18 protein-coding genes and 4 pseudogenes are annotated in these 22070 nt (G+C 63.7%); 10 read left to right on the top strand and 12 right to left on the bottom strand.

Annotation, left to right across the window (positions count from 1 at the left end):
* Positions 1 to 329 precede the first annotated feature (329 nt).
* A pseudogene (locus Q1B16_RS20505) lies at positions 330 to 716 on the bottom strand (transposase); the annotation flags it as partial.
* A 91-nt stretch (positions 717 to 807) separates the two neighbouring features.
* Between Q1B16_RS20505 and Q1B16_RS20500 the strand changes: the two are divergent.
* From Q1B16_RS20500 to Q1B16_RS20485, 4 genes and pseudogenes are all read left to right on the top strand, one after another.
* A pseudogene (locus Q1B16_RS20500) lies at positions 808 to 1620 on the top strand (IS30 family transposase); the annotation flags it as partial.
* Between the two features lie 65 nt (positions 1621 to 1685).
* Positions 1686 to 2012, top strand: a pseudogene (locus Q1B16_RS20495) (helix-turn-helix domain-containing protein); the annotation flags it as partial.
* 53 nt (positions 2013 to 2065) lie between these two features.
* Positions 2066 to 3213, top strand: a protein-coding gene (locus Q1B16_RS20490) for an IS3 family transposase (RefSeq protein WP_299793711.1) whose coding sequence is annotated in 2 segments (ribosomal slippage) — positions 2066 to 2338 and positions 2341 to 3213 — 1146 coding nt in all. Because the reading frame shifts where the segments join, the coding sequence is not laid out codon by codon here.
* Positions 3214 to 3228: 15 nt separating this feature from the next.
* Positions 3229 to 3798, top strand: a pseudogene (locus tag Q1B16_RS20485) (IS30 family transposase); the annotation flags it as partial.
* 59 nt (positions 3799 to 3857) lie between these two features.
* Here Q1B16_RS20485 and Q1B16_RS20480 read toward each other — a convergent pair.
* From Q1B16_RS20480 to Q1B16_RS20455, 6 genes are read right to left on the bottom strand one after another with little or no spacing between them, the layout of a single operon-like run.
* Positions 3858 to 5357 carry an FGGY-family carbohydrate kinase gene (locus Q1B16_RS20480; protein WP_299793708.1) on the bottom strand — a complete coding sequence of 500 codons (1500 nt, stop codon included), beginning with the start codon at positions 5355 to 5357 and terminating at the stop codon, positions 3858 to 3860.
* Between the two features lie 29 nt (positions 5358 to 5386).
* Positions 5387 to 6610, bottom strand: coding sequence for an acetoin dehydrogenase dihydrolipoyllysine-residue acetyltransferase subunit (locus Q1B16_RS20475; RefSeq protein ID WP_299793705.1), 1224 nt, complete (start codon positions 6608 to 6610; stop codon positions 5387 to 5389).
* On the bottom strand, positions 6607 to 7587 hold the full coding sequence (locus Q1B16_RS20470) for an alpha-ketoacid dehydrogenase subunit beta (RefSeq protein ID WP_299793702.1): 981 nt from the start codon (positions 7585 to 7587) through the stop codon (positions 6607 to 6609). The genes Q1B16_RS20475 and Q1B16_RS20470 overlap by 4 nt, the downstream gene beginning before the upstream one ends.
* A 5-nt stretch (positions 7588 to 7592) precedes the next feature.
* A complete protein-coding gene (locus tag Q1B16_RS20465; protein WP_299793699.1) occupies positions 7593 to 8606 on the bottom strand; it encodes a thiamine pyrophosphate-dependent dehydrogenase E1 component subunit alpha in 1014 nt (337 codons plus the stop codon).
* 20 nt (positions 8607 to 8626) lie between these two features.
* Positions 8627 to 9475 carry a sugar phosphate isomerase/epimerase gene (locus Q1B16_RS20460; protein ID WP_299793696.1) on the bottom strand — a complete coding sequence of 283 codons (849 nt, stop codon included), beginning with the start codon at positions 9473 to 9475 and terminating at the stop codon, positions 8627 to 8629.
* Positions 9475 to 10449 (bottom strand): sugar-binding domain-containing protein, encoded by a 975-nt coding sequence (locus Q1B16_RS20455; RefSeq protein ID WP_299793693.1) that lies wholly within the window; start codon positions 10447 to 10449, stop codon positions 9475 to 9477. The genes Q1B16_RS20460 and Q1B16_RS20455 overlap by 1 nt, the downstream gene beginning before the upstream one ends.
* A gap of 224 nt (positions 10450 to 10673) precedes the next feature.
* On the opposite strand from Q1B16_RS20455, the gene Q1B16_RS20450 reads away from it, so the two are divergent.
* The 6 genes from Q1B16_RS20450 to Q1B16_RS20425 all read left to right on the top strand — a co-directional run bounded on the left by Q1B16_RS20450 (position 10674) and on the right by Q1B16_RS20425 (position 16875).
* The gene (locus Q1B16_RS20450) at positions 10674 to 11663 is read left to right on the top strand and encodes an autoinducer 2 ABC transporter substrate-binding protein (protein ID WP_299793690.1); all 990 of its coding nucleotides are present in this window, start codon (positions 10674 to 10676) and stop codon (positions 11661 to 11663) included.
* Between the two features lie 72 nt (positions 11664 to 11735).
* Complete coding sequence (locus Q1B16_RS20445) at positions 11736 to 13232, top strand: sugar ABC transporter ATP-binding protein (protein ID WP_299793687.1); 1497 nt, start codon at positions 11736 to 11738, stop codon at positions 13230 to 13232.
* On the top strand, positions 13229 to 14230 hold the full coding sequence (locus Q1B16_RS20440) for an ABC transporter permease (RefSeq protein WP_299793684.1): 1002 nt from the start codon (positions 13229 to 13231) through the stop codon (positions 14228 to 14230). Before Q1B16_RS20445 ends, Q1B16_RS20440 begins: the two co-directional genes overlap by 4 nt.
* A gap of 7 nt (positions 14231 to 14237) precedes the next feature.
* A complete protein-coding gene (locus tag Q1B16_RS20435) occupies positions 14238 to 15248 on the top strand; it encodes an ABC transporter permease (protein WP_299793681.1) in 1011 nt (336 codons plus the stop codon).
* 29 nt (positions 15249 to 15277) lie between these two features.
* Positions 15278 to 16279, top strand: coding sequence for a dihydroxyacetone kinase subunit DhaK (locus Q1B16_RS20430; protein ID WP_366140177.1), 1002 nt, complete (start codon positions 15278 to 15280; stop codon positions 16277 to 16279).
* Positions 16276 to 16875: a dihydroxyacetone kinase subunit L gene (locus Q1B16_RS20425; protein ID WP_299793675.1), complete on the top strand. Its 600-nt coding sequence runs from the start codon at positions 16276 to 16278 to the stop codon at positions 16873 to 16875. The genes Q1B16_RS20430 and Q1B16_RS20425 overlap by 4 nt, the downstream gene beginning before the upstream one ends.
* Here the strand turns inward: Q1B16_RS20425 and Q1B16_RS20420 are convergent.
* From Q1B16_RS20420 to mtnK, 5 genes are read right to left on the bottom strand one after another with little or no spacing between them, the layout of a single operon-like run.
* Complete coding sequence (locus tag Q1B16_RS20420) at positions 16872 to 17951, bottom strand: aldo/keto reductase (protein WP_299793672.1); 1080 nt, start codon at positions 17949 to 17951, stop codon at positions 16872 to 16874. The two genes, Q1B16_RS20425 and Q1B16_RS20420, sit on opposite strands and share 4 nt — an antisense overlap.
* A complete protein-coding gene (locus Q1B16_RS20415; RefSeq protein WP_299793669.1) occupies positions 17951 to 18643 on the bottom strand; it encodes a class II aldolase/adducin family protein in 693 nt (230 codons plus the stop codon). Before Q1B16_RS20415 ends, Q1B16_RS20420 begins: the two co-directional genes overlap by 1 nt.
* Positions 18640 to 19644 carry a sugar-binding transcriptional regulator gene (locus Q1B16_RS20410; RefSeq protein ID WP_299793666.1) on the bottom strand — a complete coding sequence of 335 codons (1005 nt, stop codon included), beginning with the start codon at positions 19642 to 19644 and terminating at the stop codon, positions 18640 to 18642. Before Q1B16_RS20410 ends, Q1B16_RS20415 begins: the two co-directional genes overlap by 4 nt.
* 3 nt (positions 19645 to 19647) lie before the next feature.
* Positions 19648 to 20751: an S-methyl-5-thioribose-1-phosphate isomerase gene (gene mtnA, locus Q1B16_RS20405; RefSeq protein WP_299793662.1), complete on the bottom strand. Its 1104-nt coding sequence runs from the start codon at positions 20749 to 20751 to the stop codon at positions 19648 to 19650.
* Positions 20748 to 22007: an S-methyl-5-thioribose kinase gene (gene mtnK / locus Q1B16_RS20400; RefSeq protein ID WP_299793659.1), complete on the bottom strand. Its 1260-nt coding sequence runs from the start codon at positions 22005 to 22007 to the stop codon at positions 20748 to 20750. Before mtnK ends, mtnA begins: the two co-directional genes overlap by 4 nt.
* Positions 22008 to 22070: the final 63 nt, after the last annotated feature.

The raw sequence follows: 22070 nt of genomic DNA, 5'->3' as shown, positions 1-22070 counted from the left end.
GTTGATAAAGTCGGACATAAGGTCGGACTTACCATCGGATCGATCCCGAAATCAGACGGCCGCCGCCGGAGGCTTACTGTCGTAGTCGCACTCTTTGGTAAGCATTGCCCAAAGCCGTCGTGCCATCCGATTGGCCAGGGCAACGGCCACCACCATGCGCGGTCGTTTCGCAGCGCGCCTTTCTCAATCTTCACATCGAGAGCGGCGACCTCAGTATCGACGCTCTCGATCTAGCGCAGATACGCATGCACGATGTTTGCGACGTCCAATGGTGCAGCGTCCAATTCAGTCCGGCACCGTAATGCGAAGGCGTGCCCGTTGCGCCGCTGCTGGGGCAAGATGATCCCGTATTCTGCTAGATGTACCCGTACCGCATTGATCAATTGAGTGCGTTGCCGCACGAAAAGCTCGCGCGTGCGAAAGAGCACCGCCTGAGCTTGCTGGTCTTCGTCCTTCACAGCAACCGTTCGGATCGACGGCCGAGAGGCCGCTTCGGCAATCGCCTATGCATCAATGGCATCGTTCTTGTGTCGCTTTACAAATGGTTTGACGTACAGCGGTGGGATCAACCGAACGTCATGACCGGTAGCGCGGGCCAAGCGCCCCCAGTGATGGGCGGAGCTGCACGCTTCCATGGCAACGATGCAAGGCGGCAGGTCTGACAGCATTTTTTGGAACTGTAGTCGGGTCAGTTTCTTTCTGAATATAACATAACCTTTATTACACGTGCCACAGGCCTGTAGCGGTGGATTCACATCCGAAGTGCAAATTCTGTATCAAAACAGAACGTTGCACGGAGGCTTATGAATGGGACGCAGCTACCCTCACCTGAGTTTGGAAGAACGCCGTAAGATCGACAAGTGGCGAGAAGCAAAAATGCCGGTTCCAGAGATTGCGGATCGGTTGGGTCGCGCGCCATCGACGATCTATCGCGAGCTGAAGCGGAATACCTATGAGGACAAGGAACTGCCGGAGCTGAACGGCTACTACTGCATGACGGCGCAAGCCAAGTACGAGCAACGTCGCGCGATCCATCGCAAGATGATCGTGCATCCCGAACTGAAGGCTGCCATTGAAGACCGTTTAAAAGCTGGCTGGTCGCCGGAACAGATCGCAGGGCGGATGCGGTTGGAGCGCCACCCGATCCGCGTGAGCCACGAGACCATCTACCGCTTCGCCTATTCCAAAGACGGTCGCGAGGAACAGTTCTATCGCCATCTGCCGGAGCACCGCCGACGCCGCAGGCCGCGCGGGCACCGGCGGCATAACCGAACTCACATCTTCGACGCCCAAAGCCTGTCTCACAGGCCTGAGCATGTGGCAGATCGCTCCGAGTGTGGTCATTGGGAATGCGATCTGATGATGTTTCGCAAAGAGCATGGCAAGGTGAACGTGACGTCCCTGGTCGAACGTGTCAGCCGCTATGCCGTCGTGATGCGCAACGAAGATCGTCAATCTAAACCGATCATGGAAGCGCTGATCCAAGGCCTGGCTCCCCTGCCCGCTGATGCACGCCAGTCGATCACATTTGACCGCGGCACCGAGTTCTCGGGCTGGAAGCATCTGAAGGCCGGGATCGGCGCGGATGCGTGGTTCTGCGACCCGCAAGCGCCGTACCAGAACGTGGATTCACAAACGAAGTGCAATTTCTGTACGAATACAGAGAGTTGCATGGAGTATAACGAATGGGAAACCGCCACTGTCACCTGAAGCTGGACGAAAGACGCAAGCTTGCAAAGTGGCTTGGAGCCAAAATGCCGGTTTCTGAGATCGCGGATAAACTGGGTCGCGACCCTTCCACGATCTACCGCGATATCAAGCGGAACCGATACACTGACGAAGAGCTGCCTGAGTTGAACGGCTATCACGCGCTTGTCGCTCAGGACAAATACGAGGAGCGCCGCGCCGTTCAACGCAAGATGATCGTTCACCCTGAACTCAAAGAGGCTATCGAAGATCGGCTCAAGGTTGGCTGGTCGCCAGAGCAGATCGCAGGTCGAATGCGGCTCGATGGACTTGCCCGGCAAAAGTGGAGAGCACCAACTGAGGAACTAGGAGGTGTTCTATGGGAAACGGAAACAGGCCGACGCCGGAATTTCGGCGTGAAGCGGTGCGACTGGCATTGACGAGCGGCAGGACGCGGCGGGAGATCGCTGAGGATCTGGGCATCGGGTTATCGACGCTGACACGATGGCTGAGCCAGGAGCGTGATGTCAGTGAGCCGAGTGAAGCACCGGTCGATCTCCATGCTGAGCTGAAGCGACTGCGGCGTGAGAATGCGGTCCTGAAGCAGGAGCGCGACATCTTAAAAAAAGCCACGGCCTTCTTCGCGAAAGAGGGAAGTCGATGACCTTCGGCTTCATCAAAGCGGAGAAGGCCAGCTTCCCGATCAGTCGGATGTGTCGCGCCCTCGGGGTCAGCCAGAGCGGGTTTTTCGCCTGGCAGAAACGACCGGCCTGTCGCCGTCAGCAGCAGGACATGGTCTCTCTGGCGCATATCCGGACGGCCTTCGCGCTGTCGAACGGCACCTACGGTAGCCCGCGCATGCACCACGATCTCGTCGATGAAGGCCATGAGATCGGGCGGCATCGCACGGCGCGCCTGATGCGAGAGAACCAGTTGATCGCGCGGCAGAAGCGGCGCTTCAAGCGCACGACGGACAGCGAACATGCCTGGCCTGTCGCCCCCAATCTGGTGGCGCAGGACTTCACGGCGGACGGCCCAGACAGGAAATGGGGGGCGGACATCTCCTACATCTGGACGGCAGAGGGCTGGCTCTACCTCGCCATCGTTCTCGACCTCTTCTCGCGGCGCGTCGTTGGCTGGGCCGCGAGTGACCGCCTGAAGCGCGACCTCGCCGTCGACGCCCTGCGCCGTGCTCTGGTCGCTCGCAATCCTGCGCCAGGGCTGGTCCATCATTCCGATCGCGGGTCGCAATACTGCTCGATGGACTATCAGGCGCTGCTCCGGAAACGCGGCATACTGATCTCGATGAGCGGGCGCGGGAACTGCTACGACAACGCGATGGTCGAAACATTCTTCAAGACCATCAAGTCGGAGCTGATCTGGCCGGTCGCATGGCAGACACGCGCCCAGGCTGAAAACGCCGTCGCCAGATACATCGACGGGTTCTATAATCCCGTCAGGCGGCATTCATCGCTCGGCTTCCAGAGCCCCATCGCCTTTGAGCGAAAGGCACGGAAAGTGAGCTAAACGCTCTCCACTTTTGCCGGGCAAGTCCACGAGCGTCACCCGATCCGCGTGAGCCACGAGACGATCTATCGTTTCGCCTATTCCAAAGATGGTCGTGATGAACAATTCTATCGTCATCTGCCGGAGCATCGTCGCCGCCGTCGGCCGCGGGGTTATCGTCGCGAGCAACGCACGCATATCCTTGACGGCAAGAGTCTCACACACCCAGGCCCGGGGGCGTCAGCCGCTTTGCCGTTGTCACGCGAAACGAGGATCGCCAATCCAAGCCTGTTATGGAGGCGGTGATTTAGGGCTGGCTCCCCCGCCCGCCGAGGCGCGCCAGTCGATCACGTTCGGCAGAGGCACCGAGTTCTCGGCCTGGGGGCTTCTCAAGGCCGGGATCGGCGCGGACGCGTGGTTCTGCGATCCGCAAGCACCTTACCAGAAAGGCACCGTCGAGAATACGAACAACAGGCTGCGGAAGTACCTGCCTCGCTCAACCGAACCGACGGCGCTGACAAATCGATGCTTGAGGTCGATTTGCACACGCCTCAATTAACGCCGCGCAATTATCTCTGGTATCACAAGCCCGCAGAGGTTTGTTAGGGCAAGCTGATAGAAATCCGGAGCCGATTGGAATAAAAGGACACACCGGAATCGGCGCTTCACCGTGATTGCACAAGCGCGTCTCTGAGGGCTGGATAAATCGCAAGGTAGCGTGCGTAGATTTCTTCGTATGCGATAACAGCCTTCGGGTTTGGCTCGATCACCCGTCCCGGTCTTACCATCGCGGCAATCCCTTCGTCGATACTCGCGAAATGCCCTGCACCATGAGCGGCGAGAATTGCTGAACCGAGGGTTGGGCCATCGGTCGATGCAGGGATACGCACCGGGATGCCTGCGGTGTCAGCGTGGATCTGCATAAAGAGATCAGAGTTCGTCGCCCCGCCCCCCGCCACCATCTCAGTGCCCGCATACCCACCTTTGGAAAAAGCGTCGAGGATGGCACGAGTGCCCATCGAAATACCTTCCATGATCGCGCGGAACACGTGATGCGGCTCGTGCGCGAGCGTCAGCCCGGTGATCGCGCCGCGCGACTGAGCGTCGGTATAGGGGGTGCGGTTGCCCTGAAAATGGTCCTGCACGATCAGACCTTCGGCCCCCGGCGGCAGCGACGCGGCCTTACGGTTCATTTCGTCGAAATCCAGGTCTCCGCCGACGAAACGGCGTAACCAGTTGATGATCGACCCGGTCGATGTTTGACCGCCTTCGATGATATAGCGGTCCGGGTAGACGATATCGGCATAGGCCCCCCACATGCCTGGTGCGTGAAACGGCTGTTCCGTCACACCGAACTGAAGATGCGACGACCCGGTGATCAGGCAAAGCTGCCCCGGCTGCGACACGCCCAGACCGATCATCCCGATCAACGCGTCCGCCCCGCCCTGAACCAGCTTGGTCCGGGTAGTCAGGCCCAACGCCTCGGCGGCGTCGGATGTCAGGGGGCCGACGACCTCGCCGGGGGCGGCGACGCGCGACGGCCATTTCTCGACGAGATCGGCCATGCCAAGGGAGGCCACAAGGCTTTTCGCCCAGCCGCCATCACGGTTCGCATAGTGCCAGCGCAAGCCGACATTGTTGAGCGACGCACAGCGTTCGCCGGTCAGGCGCAGCGTCAGGTAATCCTGGTATTCGCAGATCGTCGCGGCGGCCTCAAAGACCTGTGGCTCATTGCGCTTGATCCAAAGCGCCTTGGGGATCATCCATTCCGCCGAAACCGGCCCCGCCCCGTCCGAGTTCAGTCGCAGACGCGCATCGCCAGTGGCCAGGACAGCCTCGGCTTCCTTGTCGGCGCGAACGTCCATCCACAGCAACGCGGGCCGCAAGGGCTTGCCCGCCTTGTCGAGCGCGACCACCGTGCAGCTGGTCGTGGCATAGGCCATCGCCTCGATCCGGTCGCCCGAAAGCCCCGCTTTGGCCAGGGAAGCCCGCGTGGCCTTGCACAGGCTGGTCCACCAGTCCTCGGGGTTCTGTTCGGCGCGCGCGCCCGGCGAAAAGGTGGTTTCGTAGGGTTCGGCATGAGAGGCGACGCAGGTGCCGGTCACATCGTAGATGCGCACCCGCAGGCTTTCGGTTCCGCCATCGGCTGCAAGAAAATACGCCAAACTCCCATCCTCCCTCGGTCAGCGTCGTGTCACGGTGCGGCGATGATGGACGCCACCTCCTCTGTTGCGTCCCAATGCGGCATGTGCCCGGTCTCTACCATGTGGCAGGCCACGGCGGGCGGCAAGTGGAAGGCGTGATCGCGGGGGATGATGCGGTCGCCCAGACCGAAGATCGCACGCACCGGCACCCGACCCGCAAGCGCCCGAAGCGGGCCGATCGTGTCCATCCGCTGCACATCCCCCCGGGCTGCCGCCTGCGCTAGGGCGGTCAACCGCATCCCGGACAGCTCTTGCGCCATCGCGGTCAGAGCCGAGGTGTCCATCTGCGCGGCCCTGGGACCCAGAAGCCGCATCAGGTGCGACAATTCCCCGACACCGGGGGCCGAGGCCATGCCGGACAGGAATGCGCCGTTGATCTCGATCCCGCATCCGGCGGGCGCGATCAGCGTCAGGCGGGCCACCCGCGACGCATCCCGCAGCGCCGCCTGCGCCGCCACATGCGCGCCAAGCGAATGGCCGACAAGGTGCACCGGCGCGGACTGGTCCGCGAGGCGCCGGTCCAGCCAATCGACGAGCGATCCGATGTCTGCCGCCTTTTCGGAGTTGCGCCCATGTCCGGGCAGATCGGGCGCGTCAGACCTTAGACCCGCCCGGTTCAGGATGGCCCGCAGCGCAGCCCAGTTCGAACCGAGCCCGGCAAAGCCGTGAACGCAGAGAACCGGCGCGGTCAGGTCCGGCGCCTTCTTGATCACGGCGGGAGCCGCAGGCGCGGTCGATGTCAGGGCTTGCACGTCCCGGGCCTCGATTCTCCCACGCCGTCCCGTGCCCACGATGTCGTCAAGCGCGATCCCGTTATGCTTCGCGATGCGCCGCGCCAAGGGCGTGGCGCGAAGGCGGGGAGTGTCGGGCGTCGGAGATGGCGCCGCGGCATCAGAGTGCGGCGCGGCGGCTGGTTCGGGATCCGGCCTCTTGTCGTCCTCCCCGTCAATCCCGTCCCAGACGTCGGCGGTTTCGATCACCGCGATCGGCGTGCCGACCTCTACCACATCCCCGGCGGCCACGAGAGTTTCGAGAATCGTTCCATCGCCAAGCGCCGGGTATTCCACCATCGTCTTGTCGGTCTCGACCTCGAGCAAGGGATCGCCGCGTTGGAACGGCTCGCCGGGCCGGACCAGCCATTCGGCGATGGTGCCCTCTTCCATCGTCTCGCCCAAGCGCGGCATCGGCAGGGTCAATCGGGTGGGCGTGCTCATGCGAACATCTTTCGCGCGGTCTCGACGATCAGGTCGGGTGTCGGGACCGAGTTCTGCTCAAGCAGCGGCGAAACCGAGATCGGGATGTCCTCGCCCGCCACCCGCACCACCGGGTCTTCAAGGAAGTCGAAGCATTCCTCGGTGATGCGCGCCGAAAGCTCGGCCGCGACGCCGCAGGTCATCACCGCTTCGGAGACGACCATCGCGCGCCCCGCAGTTTCGACAAGCGGGCGGATCGTGTCGAAATCAAGCGGGTTGAGCGTGCGCAGATCGACCACCGACGCATGGATGCCCTCCGATGCCAGCGTCTCTGCCGCCGCCAGCGCATGATGCACCTGCCGGGAATAGGTCACGATCACCAGATCGGCGCCGTCGCGCAGTACCTTCGCCTTGCCCCAGGGTGCGGGTTCGGCATCGGGATCAAGGGTGCTCTTCATCGTGTACAGCCCCTTGTGTTCGATGAACAAGACCGGGTCGGGCTGCCGCAGCGATTGCCGCAGAAGGTGATAGGCGTCTTCTACCGTTGCGGGCATGGCAAGCCGCAGGCCTGGCGTGTGCATCACATATCCCTCAAGGCTCTGGCTGTGCTGCGCGCCTGCCGACCGCCCGGTACCGCCTTGGGTGCGCAAGACCATCGGCACGCCGATCTGCCCGCCGAACATATACCGGATCTTGGCGGCCTGGTTGGCAAGCTGGTCCATCGTCATGCCGATGAAATCGACATACATCAGCTCGGCCACCGGGCGCAGGCCGGTCATTGCAGCCCCGACCGCCGCGCCCACGATGGCGGCTTCCGAAATCGGCGTGTCGATCACGCGTTCTTCGCCGAATTCCTTGATCAGATCTCTGGTGACCCCGTAGGCCCCGCCATAGCGGCCCACTTCTTCGCCCATGACGATCACGCTGTCGTCGGCAGTCATCGCCTCGGACAGCGCCAGACGAAGCGCGTCGCGATAGGTTGTTTCCTGAACGGCCATCGTGCCTACCCCTGCGCCAGAATGCGGTCGAGCCGGGTGCGCACCGGCTCCGGTTCGGGCTGCGACGGATCATAGACATCGCGGAACATCGACTGCATCTGCGGTTCCTTCCCGGCCACGGCAAAGTCGATGGAGGCATCCATTTCCTCGGCCACACGCGCATCCAGCGCATCAAGATCGGCCTCGGACATCAAGCCGGTCGAAATCAGCTTGTCGCGCGCGCGCAGCACCGGATCCTTCTTGCGGCCTTCCGCCTCCTCCGCCTCGTCGCGGTAGGGCGACTTGTCCTTGCGGGCGTGCCCGAAGAAGCGGTAGCAATCCACCGCGAGGAAGGCAGGCTTGCCCGCCCGCGCACCGTCGATCAGTCCGGCTGCGGCCTCGGCCACGTCCTCGACCTCAAGCCCGTCCACGGTCCGGGCCGCCAGACCGAAGGCCAGGGCGCGTTCATGCAGGTTGGGGTTCGCCGTCGCCTGGTCGATGCGGGTGCCCATGCCGTACTGGTTGTTGATGCAGACGAACATCACGGGCAACTTCCAGAGCGCGGCCATGTTCATGCTTTCGTACAGGATGCCCTGCCCCGTGGCACCGTCGCCGAAAAACGCGACCGAGATGGCGCCGGAGTTCCGGTGCCGCGCCGACAGCCCCGCACCGACCACCGCCGGGATGCCGCCGCCCACGATGGCATTGGCCCCCAGATGTCCCAGCCCCATATCGGCAATGTGCATGGAGCCGCCCTTGCCCGCGCAATAGCCGCTTTCCTTGCCCGCGATCTCGGCCATCATCCGGTTCGGATCGGCCCCGCGCGCCAGAAAGATGCCGTGCCCCCGGTGATGCGTCGTGAAGGTGTCGCCGTCGCGCATCTGGGCACAGACACCCACTGCCGCGCTTTCCTCGCCAATCGACAGGTGCAGCATGGAGCCCGCCGATTGGCCGCGCACAAACAGCTCTCCGACGCGCTCCTCGAAGGTCCGCACGCGGCGCATGTCCTTGTAAAGCTCTGGCAGCGTTGTGTTTTTCATTGGTGTTCCTCTGAAACCGGTCAGATCAGTCCGTATTGCCGGGCCTTGTTTCGCAGAAAGGGCAATCCGTTCTCCATCACCTCGGCCTCGCCCGAAGCCACCGGCCGCCAGACCGACAGGCCGTTGGCGATTTCGGGCGGCATGTTGATGAAGCTCTCCATCGCCAGCCCTCCCCTGAAACCAATGGCCCTCAGGGCACCGAATATTTCGTCCCAGGCGATGGTGCCCGCACCGGGTGTGCCGCGGTCGGATTCGGACAGATGGATGTAGCGAAGGTGATCGCGGGCGTCGATGATGCCCTGCGCGATACCCTTTTCCTCGATATTCATGTGATAGGTGTCAAGGTGAACGAACATGTTGTCCGCGCCGATCCATTCGATCATCTCGACCGCCTGCCACCCGGTATTGAGCAGATGGGTCTCGTAGCGGTTCACGGGTTCGATCCCGAACTGCAACCCCAGCGATTTGGCATGGCGCGCAGCGCGGGTCAGCGCGCCGGCAACATTGTCGAGTTCGGCTTGAGTCGCAGGCTGGCCGGTCCGTTCGCCGATGCCGCCATAGACCACACCTGAGAGCGCCTCCGCCCCCATCGCTGCGCATTGATCCAGCGCTAGGGTCAGGAATTTTACCGCCCCGTCAGGGTTTTGCGAGGCCCATACCGCTTGCGGCAAGCCCAAGGAACAGACCGCGCGCATCTCGGCGGCCTCGAGTACCTGACGGCTGTGGCGAGCATCCACGCCGTGCGGGTCTAGGAGCGCGATTTCCAGGAAATCCATCCCGTAAGACGTTGCCTTGGCCACCGCCTTGTCGCAGCCGTTGCGATCCCACGACATCGTCCACATGCTCGTATGCACACCGAAGCCTTGCATCACGCCCTCTCTTTGTTTCGCGCCGCGACGAGAGCTGTTGCAAGCCCCTCGTCCACCAGCAGTTTTTTCACGAACCCCGCGCGCAGCACCGCCAATGTCGCCGCCAGCTTGCCAACCCCACCCGCAAGAAGAACCGTATCCATCGACGCCATGTCGTTCGGCTGAACGCAGGGGGTGCAGCGGTTCAGTTCGATATCAGCGACCGATCCATCCGCCTTGTAGAAGACCCCGCAGCAGTCCCCAACGACATCCGCCTCGCGCAGTTCCCGGATCTGTGCGTCGCTAAAGATGCCGCTGTCGAACAAAATTGCTCCGTCCTGGCATTCTCCGACGCTCATCAAGGCATGATCGGCGCGGCGCGCGACGTCCAATGCCTCACGGACAAGACGTTGCGACATAATCCCGTCGCAGGCCGCCTTGCTGTCGGTGACGAATGGTGCGGGCATAAGGATCGCGCGTCCGCCAGTCTGGGCGGCCAGCCTGACGCAGACATCGCCCGGCGCGGTATGCGACGCATAGGTCACCGATCCCATCAGCGACACAAAGGTCAACCCATTGTTGCGCACACCAGTTAGGTTGTCCGCCATGCTGGACAGGGTCCGCCCCCATCCAAGACCCACCGTTGCCCGGCTGTCCGACCCCGCGATGCGGGCGAGATATCCGCTGGCCAGAATCGCCACCGCATCGCGCGCCAGCTCGTCATCCTGCGACGACGCCCTGACCGGGGCCACCTGCACCTCCTGGAGACCGAACGCCTCGACCAGCTGATCCGCCAGCGCGAGGCTGCGCGAAGTCCGGTGTTCGACCGTGATTCGCACCAATCCCTGCTCGCGCGCGTCGGCCAGCATGCGAAGCACCTTGAACCGCGAGACGCCCAGCCGCTTGCTGACCTCCTGCTGGCTCAGATTGCCAACGTAGTAAAGCCACGCGGCCTGCGCGATATCATCATCAGCCTGGCGTTTCTGCATCGACATGGCGCGCCCGCGACCCCTGGATTTACTGCGACAAAATGGCTTGACCACGGCTATCGTGCTTATATAGTCACAAACGTGCAGTCAATGCACATGTGTTGAAAGAACGCTGCACGCATGGTCGAAACCGCTAACCGGTTGTCCGCGGCAACGTTGCTCTGTCGGATCGCCGAGAAACGGAACGGCGCCGGAAAACGACCCGCAAATGCGGGCTTAGGGAGGAAGACATGAAGACAAGATTTACACTGCTGGCCCGCGTCGCCATTGCTTCGACGGCCTTTCTTGGCACCCAGGTCGCAGCCGAAAGCCATTCCAAGAACATCGCCACCGTGGTGAAGATCGCGGGTATCCAGTGGTTCAACCGCATGGAAGAGGGCGTGAACAAGTTCGCCGAGGAAACCGGCATGAACGCATTCCAGGTCGGACCTGCTCAGGCGGACCCGCAGCAGCAGGTCGCGCTGATCGAGGACATGATCGCGCAGGGCGTCGATGCGCTCGCCGTCGTTCCCATGTCGCCCGAGGCGCTGGAACCCGTGTTGGGTCGCGCGATGGAAGCCGGAATCACCGTCATCACGCACGAAGCCGCGGCACAGCAGAACACCGTCTACGATCTCGAAGCCTTCGTGAACGAGGATTTCGGCGCCAACCTGATGGAGCAGCTTGCCACCTGCATGGGCGGCGAAGGGGAATACGCGGTTTTCGTCGGCTCGCTCACCTCGCAGACGCACAACCAGTGGGTCGATGGCGCGATCGCGCACCAGAAAGCCAACTATCCCAACATGACGCTGGTCGGCGACAAGAACGAAACCTTCGATGACGCCGAACAGGCCTATTCCAAGGCCCAGGAAGTCCTGCGCGCCTTCCCCGACATCAAGGGGATGCAGGGATCGGCCTCGACCGACGTGGCGGGCATCGGGCGCGCCATCGAAGAACGCGGCATGGAAGACGCCACCTGCGTCTTCGGCACCTCCCTGCCCTCCATCGCCGGTCAGTACCTCGAAACCGGTGCCGTCGATGGCATCGGCTTCTGGGATCCGGCGGTTGCGGGCGAAGCCATGAACAAGCTTGCCGTGATGGTCATGAACGGCGAGGAAGTGACCGACGGCATGGACCTCGGCCTGCCGGGCTACGAGAGCGTGTCGCTCGACGGCAAGGTCATCTACGGCCAGGCCTGGGTCAACGTGAACAAGGACAACATGGGCGAATACCCGTTCTGATCCTGTCACATCCGGGGGCGGCCTGCGGGCCGTCCCCACGCCCTGAATACTCTCACTTCAAGTTGGTTGTTCATGTCCCCAGACCATGACACCGCGTTCGTCGACCTGCGCGCCATCACCAAGCGGTACGCAGGGGTGACGGCGCTCGATTCCGTCGATTTCACCGTTCAGCCCGGAGAGGCGGTGTGCCTTGCGGGCGAGAACGGATCGGGCAAGTCGACCCTCATCAAGATCATCTCGGGCGTCGAACCTGCGACGGCAGGCACCATCCGCATTGCCGGACAGGACCGCCCCTATCTGAACCCGCGCATTTCGGCGGCGGCGGGGGTCATGGTGATCTTCCAGGATTTCTCGCTCTTTCCGAACCTGAGCGTGGCCGAAAACATCGCCTTCGCCACCCAGCTTTCGACCCATCAGAGGTTCTTCAAGGCCAAGGCCGTGCGCGACATCGCCAGTGCCGCGCTGGATCGGATCGGGGTTCGGATCGACCTTGACGCGCGGGTGGAAACGCTGCCCGTCGCGCAGAAACAACTGGTCGCGATCTGCCGTGCGCTGGCCTCCAGGGCGCAGCTCATCATCATGGACGAACCGACCACCGCGCTGACGGAAAAAGAGGTGCGCCGCCTTCAGGGCATCATTCGGATGCTCAAGGACGAAGGCGTGGCGGTGATCTTCGTCAGTCACAAGTTGGGCGAGGTGCTGGCCGTGTCCGAAAAGGTCGTCGTCCTGCGCAACGGCAAGAAGGTCGCCGAAGGCCCCGCGTCGGAGTTCGACACCCAGTCGCTCACCTACCACATGACGGGCCGCGACGTGCCAGAGGTGCCGCCAAGCGATGTGACGCCCGGTGCGGAAACGCTGATGCAGGTCAAGGGCCTGACCAAGGCCGGATCCTTTGCCGATATCTCGTTCGATCTCATGGCGGGCGAAGTGCTGGGGATCACCGGGCTTCTGGGCTGTGGCCGCACCTCGGTTGCCAAGGCGTTGTTCGGGCTGGTCTCTCCAGATGCGGGGAGCATCACTGTCGCGGGCCGGCCCGTTCCCCTGGGCGATCCGCAGGCGGCATCCCTGGCGCGGATCGGCTACGTGCCCGAAGACCGCCTGACCGAAGGTCTGTTCCTCAGCCAGTCGATTCTGCGCAACGTCGCCGTCGGTCGGCTCGATGCGCATTCAAGCGGCGGGTTTCTTGACATGACCCGCCTCGCCGACGAGGCCGCCGACTGGTTGCGCAGGCTCAAGGTCAAGACACCCGACGTCAACGCCCCGGTGCAATCGCTCTCGGGCGGCAACCAGCAACGCGTGGCCCTTGCCCGCTGGCTGTCGCGTGCGCCGCGCGTGCTGCTCCTGAACGGGCCAAGCGTCGGTGTCGATGTGGGATCGAAGGCCGACATTCACGACATCATCCGCGATCTGGCGCGGCAGGGCATCGGGATCATCGTGATCTCGGACGATCTGCCGGAACTTCTATCGACCTGCCACCGCATCCTCGTGATGCGCGAGGGCCGCATCATCGACGCGCTGGACGGCAAGTCGTTGACCGAAGACGATCTTGCCCACAGGCTGGCCTCATGACCAATTGGCTTCCCAAGGATTTCTGGACACGCAACGAAACGCTGGTCGCCGGCGTAATCGTCTTGTTCTGCGTCATCGCGACCATTTCGGACCCGCGCTTCTTCACGATCACGACCGTGTCGGACCTGCTGCGCGCGGCCATCGTGATCGGCATCCTCGCCGTGGGCGCGATGCTCGTTCTGGTGTCGGGCGGCATCGACGTGAGCTTCACCGCCATCGCGGTCTTCGCGATGTATTCGTCGACGGTGCTGTTCCTCGCCATCTGGCCCGACGCGCCCTGGCCCCTGATCTTCGCGGTCTCGGTCGGGTTCGGAGCCTTGCTGGGGGCGTTCAACGGGTTCTTCATCGCCTTCCTGGGCCTGCCGACGCTGATCGTCACCCTTGGCACGCTGTCGATCTTTCGCGGCTTCCTTCTGACCTTCATCGGATCGCAGCGCATCTCGGACCTGCCACCGTCGATGCGCGACTTCTCGCGCGGGGTGCTGGCGCGCGGCACCACCGAGGCGGGGAATTTCTATTCGATCCCCTGGGCCGCGCTGGCGCTCCTGGGCGTCATCGTGCTCACCTGGGTGATGCTCAAGAAGACCATGCTGGGCCGGTCGATCTATGCCATCGGCGGATCGGTCGAAAGCGCGCGGCGCATCGGGATCAACGTGAAATGGACGCAATTCTTCGTCTATGTCTATGTCGGCGCGCTTGCCGGTCTTGCGGGGATCATCCACGGCTCGGTCGGGCGTATGGCCGATCCGTTCTCGCTCGTCGGGCTGGAGCTGTCGGTGATCGCGGCGGTCGTGCTTGGCGGCGCGCGTCTGATCGGAGGCTACGGCACGCTGACGGGGACGATGCTGGGCGTCGCGTTGATCGTGATCGTGCAGAACAGCCTGATCGTCGTCGGCATCCCGACCACATGGCAATCGGTCACCATCGGGATCCTGATCCTCTTGGGCACCGGCGTTCCCGCCTACCGCGCCAAGCGGGCCGCAGCACGGGCAGGATGAGGGCAGCATGACCACACGCATATCCACCAGAGACGTCACCACCGCACCGGAATTTCGGCTTCTGGTCATCGCCGTCTTCGTCTTCGGCCTCATGGCGGTGCTGTCGCCCGAACGGTTCCTGTCGACGCAGAACCTGACCTCGATGGCGTTCCAGTTCCCGGAATTCGCCATCCTGGCGCTGGCCATGACCATCGCCATGATGACCGGCGGGATCGACCTGTCGGTGGTCGGGGTCGCGAACCTGTCGGCGGTCGTGGCGGCGATCATCCTGACCCAGTATTCCAACGCCGACATGCCTGCCTCGCAATCGGCGATCTGGCTGGCCATCGCGATTGCCGCCGCGCTCTGCATCGGGGCGACCGCCGGTCTGGTGAACGGTGCGCTGGTCGCGTTCTTCGGCCTGCCGCCCATCCTTGCCACCCTCGGGTCGGGATTGGTGTTCACCGGCTTCGCCATCGCCATGACCGGCGGCAGCGCAGTCATGGGCTTTCCGTCCACCGTCGCGCTGATCGGCAACGCGACCCTTTTCGGTATCCCGGTGCCGCTGATCCTGTTTGCGGTTCTGGCGGTCGTCCTGCACCTGATCCTGACCCGCACCGCCTTCGGGCTGCGGGTGACGATGTACGGCGCGAACCCCCTGGCCGCGCTTTATGCCGCCATCGACATCAATCGCATGTTGCTCAAGGTCTACGTGATCGCGGGGCTGTTCTCGTCCATAGCGGGCCTCATCGTCATGAGCCGCGCCAATTCCGCCAAGGCCGATTACGGATCGTCCTACCTGCTTCTGGCCGTGCTCATCGCGGTGCTGGGCGGGGTGAACCCCTATGGCGGCTATGGCCGGGTGATCGGCGTCGTTCTGGCGGTGTTGTCGATGCAATTCCTGTCGAGCGGCCTGAACATGCTTCAGGTGTCGAACTTCGCGCGCGAACTGATCTGGGGGGCGCTGCTGATCCTGGTCATGGTCATCAACACCCACGCCGTCACCGCCCTGCGCGGCAGCTTCAGACCCAAGACATGACCACCCATCCTGACCGCGAGGAGGACACGATGAAGAAGATACTCAACAACCCGGAACATTATGTCGACGAGATGCTGGCGGGCCTTGTCGCCGCGCATCCCGAATATTACCGCCTGCATGGCGACAGCGGCAAGGTCGTGGCGCGCGCGACGCCCGGCAAGACGGGCAAGGTCGGCATCGTCACCGGCGGCGGATCGGGCCACCTGCCCGTGTTCACCGGCTATGTCGGCACCGGGCTGCTGGATGCCTGCGCCATCGGCGACGTCTTCGCCTCGCCCTCGGCCGAACAGATGGCCGATGCGATCCGCGCCGCCGACAGCGGCGCGGGCGTGCTGCGTCTCTACGGCAATTACGGCGGCGACGTGATGAATTTCGACATGGCCGGCGAACTGGTGGAATTCGAGGACATCACCTGCACCACCGTCCTCTTGGCCGATGACGTGGCCTCTGCCCCACCCGAAGAGCACCAGAAGCGCCGGGGCGTCGCGGGCATGGTCTACGCGTTCAAGATCGCAGGCGCCGCCGCCGAAGAAGGCCGCGACCTTGATGCCGTGACCGCCGTGGCGCAGAAGGCCGCCGATGCCTGCCGCTCCATCGGCGCGGCGCTGTCGCCCTGCACCGTGCCGCAGGCGGGCAAACCCACCTTCGAGATCGCCGAGGACGAGATGGAGATGGGCATGGGCATCCACGGCGAACCGGGCGTCTGGCGCGGCAAGCTGCAAACGGCGGACCAGATCGCCAACGAGATGATGGACCGGCTGCTTGCCGACATGCCCCTTGCGTCGGGCGACCGCGTGTCGGTCATGGTGAACTCGCTGGGCGCGACCCCGCCCGAGGAACTCTACATTCTTTACCGGATGGTAAAATCCCGGCTCGAAGACGCAGGTGCCGCCATCGTCATGCCGTTGGTGGGCCGCTACGCCACGTCGATGGAAATGGCGGGGGTGTCCTTTACCTTGTGCAAGCTCGACGACGAGATGGAAAACCTGCTCACCGCGCCCTGCGATTGCGCGTTCTGGAGGGTTGGATGACGGTCACCCGCGACACGCTCCTTGCCGCCATCGACCGGATCGCGGCGGCGATGGAGCGCGATTTCGACCGGCTCAACGCCGCCGATGGGGCGTTGGGCGACGGCGATCTCGGTGTCACCATGACACGGGGAATGCGCGCCATCGTGGCGATGAAGGACGACCTGCCCGACGATATCGGCATGGCGCTGTTTCAATGCGCACAGGCTTTCACCAAATCCTCGGGGTCGTCCTATGGCACGCTCATGGCCACCGGGTTGATGAGCGCCGCCAAGACGCTGCGCGGCCAGACCCAGATCGAGGACGCGGACATCCCCGCCCTGATCGCGGGCGCACGCGACAAGATGCAAGAGCGCGGCAAGGCAGAACTTGGTGGCAAGACCGTGCTCGACAGCCTCGACTACATGGCGCGCGCCACCGCCGATGCCGATGACAAGGCCAGCGCCGCCGCCGACGCCGTCGACCGCGCGCTGGACGCGTTCCGCGACAAACCCGCCACCGTGGGCCGTGCCCGCATCTTCGGCGACAAGAGCATCGGCATGGACGATCCCGGAATGCTCGCGATGCAATCCGTGGTCAGGGCGGCGGTGGGGCGCTAGACCAGCGAATCCTCTCCGCCGTAGTGCCTGTCGGGATAGTCCGCATGAAGCGCCTGGTCGGCTGTGCCAAAGCGCGGGCGGGCGAAGTTGTGCTGGTGCCAGTACGGGTAGATCAGCGGCAGGCGGCTGACATCGTTCAGGCGCTTGAGGTCATCCTCGGACAGCACCAGCTCGACGGCGCGGAAATTGCGCACGAACTGATCCGCGGTCCGACCGCCCACCACGAGCGACGCCACCGCCGGTCGGGTCAACAGCCAGGCCAGCGCCACCTGCGCCGCCTCGACCCCGTGCGCCTCACCGATCTCGACCAACACATCGACGATGTTCCAAAGCCGGTCCATGTCGCGGATCGGGGGTTCGTTCCACCCCTCGGCCTGACGTGAGCCTTCGGCAGGTCCCTGCCCCCGCCGGTGCTTGCCCGACAGCAATCCGGCGGCCAGGGGCGACCAGACCTGCACGCCGAGCCCCTGGTCCACCGACAGCGGCAACAATTCGTATTCCGCTTCCCGCGCCTCGAGCGTGTAATGGATCTGCTGAGACACGAAGCGGCTTGCATGGCTTGGCGCGGCGGCCAGCGATTTCATCACCTGCCAACCCGAATAGTTGGAACAGCCGACATAGCGCACCTTGCCCTGCTGGATCAGCGTATCGAGCGCCGCCATCTTTTCCTCGACCGGGGTCAACCCGTCCCATTCGTGCATGTAGTAAAGGTCGATGTGATCGGTACGCAGCCGCTTCAGCGACCGTTCGCATTCGCGGATCAGGTGCCAGCGCGACACGCCCTCGTCGTTGGGTCCGTCGCCGATGGGCATCCGCGCCTTGGAGGTGACGAGGATATCGTCGTATCGGCCTTCCAGCACCTCGCCCAAAATTTCTTCCGACAGCCCGGTGGAATACATGTTGGCGGTGTCGAACATGTTGACGCCGTGGTCGATGCAGGTGTCAACCAGCCGCCGCGCGTCGGACACGTCCTGGCTTGCCGTCCGGCCGAAGGCACCGCGACCGCCGAAGGTGAAAGTACCCATCGTGATGACCGAGATTTTCAGCCCCGTCCGCCCCAGCGTTCGATATTTCATCACATCTTCCCCTCTTCGTTCTGATTTTTCGAATGACGCGGCCCGTACTCGGCGAAGGCCACGAGCACGTCGGCGATTTCCGCATCGGACAGGATCTGCGGCTGTCCCCCAATGCTGCTGAACAGGTAGGTCCGCGCCAGCGTTTCCAGCTCTTCCAGCCGCCAGCGCGCCTTGGCCACGGTTTCACCCAGCACCGTGGCCCCGTGATTGGCCATCAGGCAGCCATGCCGGTCCGCCATGATCCGGGCCATGTTGGCACAAAGCTCGGGGCTCCCGAAGAGCGCGTAATCGGCCAGAGGCACATCGGTGCCGCCAAAGGCCGCGACCATGTAGTGACAGGCCGGGATCGGCCGGCGCTGCACCGCAAGGACGCTGCAATAGGGCGGATGCGCATGCAGGACCACCGGCATGTCGGGACGGGCCTGGTGCATTCCCTGATGGAACAGCCATTCCGAGGAAGGTTTTGGGCCATCGCCCGAAGGCAGCCCCGAAATCGGGATAGTCACCAGCGCGTCGGGCGTCAGGTCTTCGTAAGGCACGCCGGACGGGGTGATCAGGATACCACCAGCAGTCCGGGCCGAGATGTTGCCCGACGTGCCCTGGTTCAGATGCCGCTCGTTCATCCACAAACAGGCGTCGATCAGCGCCGCCCGGGTCTCGGTCGTGTCGGGCAGCGGCGGGGCTGGTCTCATGTGGCCATCTCCAAAAGCTCTTCGGCAACCCGTGTGCTGGTGGCGATATGGGTGACGAACCCGCCCTTGATCGCCGCCTTGGCCGGCGCGGCGCGGCCCGGGCCCGCCGCGACCAGCAGCGCCATCTCCTTGCCGCGCATCCGGTCGAGCGACACGCCGATCATCCGCTCTTCGACATCGGCCATGACGGGACGCCCCTCGGCGTCGATCAGCCTGCCGCAGATCACCCCCGCCGCGCCCTTGTCCCGGTAGGCTGCGATGCCCTCGGCGGTCAGGATGCCGCTGCGCACCACGTGGGCGTCGGTGTCGCAAGTGCCGCAGGCCAGAACCGTCTTGTTGCAGGTCGCCAGCGCCTCGAGCTGGTCATACACGACGGGTTCGGCGCAGAGCGCATCGCGCAGGGCCTTGCTGGACAGGACCAGCGGCACATGCAGGTTGATGCACTGCCCACCCAGGCGATGCGCCAGCATGGACGTGCAGGCCTCAGCCTCGAAACCGGGGGCGGCAGGGCGCGATCCCAGAAGCTGGATCACCGTCAGGTCAGGCACCGGCGTGTAGGGCATCTGCTGCGCCATCTGGTACACGGTCGCCCCCCAGGACACGCCTAGCCGGTCACCGGGTTCGAGCAGGCGGGGCAGCCAGTCGGCGGCGGCCCGTGTCACGCGTCCGATACTCGCCTGACTGTCCGCCGGATCGTCCGGCACTACCAGCGCCTCGGTCAGGCCGTAGACCGCGCAAAGCTCTGCGGCAAGGCGGTGCCCCCGGAACACATCGCTGTCCAGATGAACCCGCACCCAATCGCGGGCGCGCGCCTCGTTGAGGTAGTTCACCACCGAGGCACGGCTGATCCGCATCCGCTCGGCGATCTCGTTCTGGTTCAGCCCGTCATGGTAATAAAGCCAGGCGGCCTCCACGAAGCTTGTCTCTTCACGCGGGGAGACGCGCCCCGGGTCCGTGACACCGCCCTTCGTCTTGCTAAGAGAGCCGACCGACAGCGGCATGGCCTATTCCGCCGCCTTGGCAAAGTCCGGGAAGAGACTCGCCAATCCAGCCTCGGACGCGTCGCAGACGCCACGTTCGGTGATCAGGCCTGTAACCAGGCGGTGAGGTGTAACGTCAAAGGCCGGGTTGCTCCCGACGGTTCCGTTGGGCGTGACCTGAACGGAGCCGATTTCGCAACTCTCCGTGACGCCAAGCACATGGGTGACCTCTTGTGCGTCGCGTTCCTCGATCGGGATCTCGGCCACGCCGTCGCGCACCGTCCAATCGATCGTCGGGGATGGCAGCGCCACGTAGAACGGAACGCCGTTGTCCCGTGCAGCTAGCGCCTTGAGATAGGTGCCGATTTTGTTGCAAACGTCGCCCTGCCGCGTGGTGCGGTCGGTACCGGTGATCACCATGTCGACCATCCCGTGCTGCATCAGATGCCCGCCCGCGTTGTCGGTGATATAAGTGTGCTGGACGCCGTGCTTGCCCAGTTCCCACGCGGTCAGCGCGCCCTGGTTGCGCGGTCGAGTTTCATCGACCCAAACATGCAGCGGGATGCCTGCGTCATGGGCGTGGTACATCGGACTCGTGGCCGTACCCCAATCCACCGTGGCCAGCCAACCGGCATTGCAATGGGTCAGTAGGCGCACAGCGTCGCCCGCCGGCTTCTTCGCGGCGATTTCGCGGATGAGCGCCAGTCCGTTTTCGCCGATGCGGCGGTTGATCTCCACATCCTCGTCCGAGATCTCATGCGCCAGCGCCAGCGCAGCCGCGGAGCGGTCGGCCTGTGGCAAGGGGCGCAGCACGGCGCGGCAGCGGTCGAGCGCCCATCGCAGATTGATAGCGGTGGGGCGGGTTTTCTCGAGGAAGGTCCAGGCCGCATCCATGTTGGCATCCGACGCGTCCTCGGCCATCGCGAGCGCCATGCCATAGGCCGCGGTCGCCCCGATCAGCGGTGCGCCCCGGACGCGCATCTGGGTGATTGCATTGGCGAAGTCCTGCATCGTCGCCACCGGGATCACCCGGAAATCATGCGGCAACCAGCGTTGGTCGATGATTTCCAGAACGTCCTTGTCCGAGTTCCACCACAGCGACCGGTAATGCGTGCCGTCGATCTTCATAAGACGTCCTTTCCGTTATATTCGCGCGCAAGTGCGCACACAGCCGTCGCACCGGCAAGGCTTTCGGCCGAATGGATCAGGTCGGCCCCCATCATCAGATTGCGCGCCTCAAGCCGGGCCCGCAGCGCGACATAGGCAATGTCTTCGAAATCGGCATTATGCGCGAGCGAGAGGCAGCGGCGGTGCATCTCGATCCCGCACACCGCCCAGGCATCCCGCCACAACCCTTTCAGAACCGCATCGCAGGCCGGGGTGCTGTCGTGCCCCTGATCCTCGAACAGCGACGCGGGGTAGAGAATGCCGGTGCGTTCGGTTGCCCACAGATGGCGGAACTCGGCCTCGAAAACCGAACAGGTGTCGGTGATCACGCCGAGGATCCAATCCTGATAGTCGGCAAGATCAGCCACGCGATGCGCAGGCTGGCTGAAATAGGCCATCAGGAAATTGGCGCAGAGCATCCCGATATCGAACCCCATCGGTCCGTATTGCACGAATTCCGGGTCGATCACCCGGCTGTCGCTGTCCGTGGACATGATCGAGCCGGAATGCAGATCGCCATGCAGCATGGTTTCGGTGTTCGACACGAACCGTTGCAACGCCTGTTGCACCCTGACCTTGAGCGCCACATCGCCGCGCAGCCGGGCGATGACCGGTTCCAGCCCCGTGGTATGGCTGTTCATCTCGGCATCGAAATAGGGATCGGTGAACACCAGTGCTTCGGTGATGGCGGGGATCTCCACATTGCCTGCGAACAATGCCACATCGGCTTTCTTGTCGCCGCTGGCCAGTGACAGCTCCGATCCTCGGAACGCCGTGCGCGCGCAGAAACGGCCCAGGAATTCCGCCAGCCCGGCCACCCGTTCGCCCGCGATCAGCTTGCGGCGCAGGATCACATGCGGGGCAAGATACTCCATGATGATGAGCGCCTGCGCCTCGTCGAAATGGTAGACCCTTGGCACCGACCCCGGATCGCGGGCGGCCTGACGTGTCAGCGCGTGATACTCGAAAAAGGCGCGGTAGAGCGGCAAGGGCCAGCTGTCGCCGACAAGGCGCACATAGGGCAAGGCCTGCTTGACGATGGCTTTGCCCTTGGGGCCGGTGACGATGAAGACAAGGTTGAGGTTGCCGTCCCCGACCTCCTGAACCTGCCACGCGGTTGCGTCCTCTCCGACGTGGTCCGCCAGGGCGGAAACGGCCTTCAGCCGCTCCGGCAATGTGTCCACGCTCAGGGATTCATACGCCGTGCCTGCGCTCATCAGTGACCTCCCCCGCTTGCTCTGACGCGCTGTTTCGTCTTTGCGTATCCCCGCGATTATACT

It is taken from the genome of uncultured Marivita sp. (assembly GCF_947488135.1).
Lineage (GTDB): Bacteria > Pseudomonadota > Alphaproteobacteria > Rhodobacterales > Rhodobacteraceae > Marivita.
Note: the sequence above shows the minus strand (reverse complement) of the source record. Positions and strands in the feature narration are given on the sequence as shown.

What these genes read in the sequence shown, in the direction of transcription:
- Q1B16_RS20425 (WP_299793675.1), top strand. Translation starts at nt 16,276, where the DNA reads ATGACGGTCACCCGCGACACGCTCCTTGCCGCCATCGACCGGATCGCG.
- Q1B16_RS20430 (WP_366140177.1), top strand. Translation starts at nt 15,278, where the DNA reads ATGAAGAAGATACTCAACAACCCGGAACATTATGTCGACGAGATGCTG.
- Q1B16_RS20445 (WP_299793687.1), top strand. Translation starts at nt 11,736, where the DNA reads ATGTCCCCAGACCATGACACCGCGTTCGTCGACCTGCGCGCCATCACC.
- Q1B16_RS20470 (WP_299793702.1), bottom strand. Translation starts at nt 7,587, where the DNA reads ATGGCCGTTCAGGAAACAACCTATCGCGACGCGCTTCGTCTGGCGCTG.
- mtnK (WP_299793659.1), bottom strand. Translation starts at nt 22,007, where the DNA reads ATGAGCGCAGGCACGGCGTATGAATCCCTGAGCGTGGACACATTGCCG.
- Q1B16_RS20420 (WP_299793672.1), bottom strand. Translation starts at nt 17,951, where the DNA reads ATGAAATATCGAACGCTGGGGCGGACGGGGCTGAAAATCTCGGTCATC.
- Q1B16_RS20465 (WP_299793699.1), bottom strand. Translation starts at nt 8,606, where the DNA reads ATGAAAAACACAACGCTGCCAGAGCTTTACAAGGACATGCGCCGCGTG.
- Q1B16_RS20455 (WP_299793693.1), bottom strand. Translation starts at nt 10,449, where the DNA reads ATGTCGATGCAGAAACGCCAGGCTGATGATGATATCGCGCAGGCCGCG.
- mtnA (WP_299793662.1), bottom strand. Translation starts at nt 20,751, where the DNA reads ATGAAGATCGACGGCACGCATTACCGGTCGCTGTGGTGGAACTCGGAC.
- Q1B16_RS20435 (WP_299793681.1), top strand. Translation starts at nt 14,238, where the DNA reads ATGACCACACGCATATCCACCAGAGACGTCACCACCGCACCGGAATTT.
- Q1B16_RS20415 (WP_299793669.1), bottom strand. Translation starts at nt 18,643, where the DNA reads ATGAGACCAGCCCCGCCGCTGCCCGACACGACCGAGACCCGGGCGGCG.
- Q1B16_RS20460 (WP_299793696.1), bottom strand. Translation starts at nt 9,475, where the DNA reads ATGCAAGGCTTCGGTGTGCATACGAGCATGTGGACGATGTCGTGGGAT.
- Q1B16_RS20450 (WP_299793690.1), top strand. Translation starts at nt 10,674, where the DNA reads ATGAAGACAAGATTTACACTGCTGGCCCGCGTCGCCATTGCTTCGACG.
- Q1B16_RS20440 (WP_299793684.1), top strand. Translation starts at nt 13,229, where the DNA reads ATGACCAATTGGCTTCCCAAGGATTTCTGGACACGCAACGAAACGCTG.
- Q1B16_RS20475 (WP_299793705.1), bottom strand. Translation starts at nt 6,610, where the DNA reads ATGAGCACGCCCACCCGATTGACCCTGCCGATGCCGCGCTTGGGCGAG.
- Q1B16_RS20410 (WP_299793666.1), bottom strand. Translation starts at nt 19,644, where the DNA reads ATGCCGCTGTCGGTCGGCTCTCTTAGCAAGACGAAGGGCGGTGTCACG.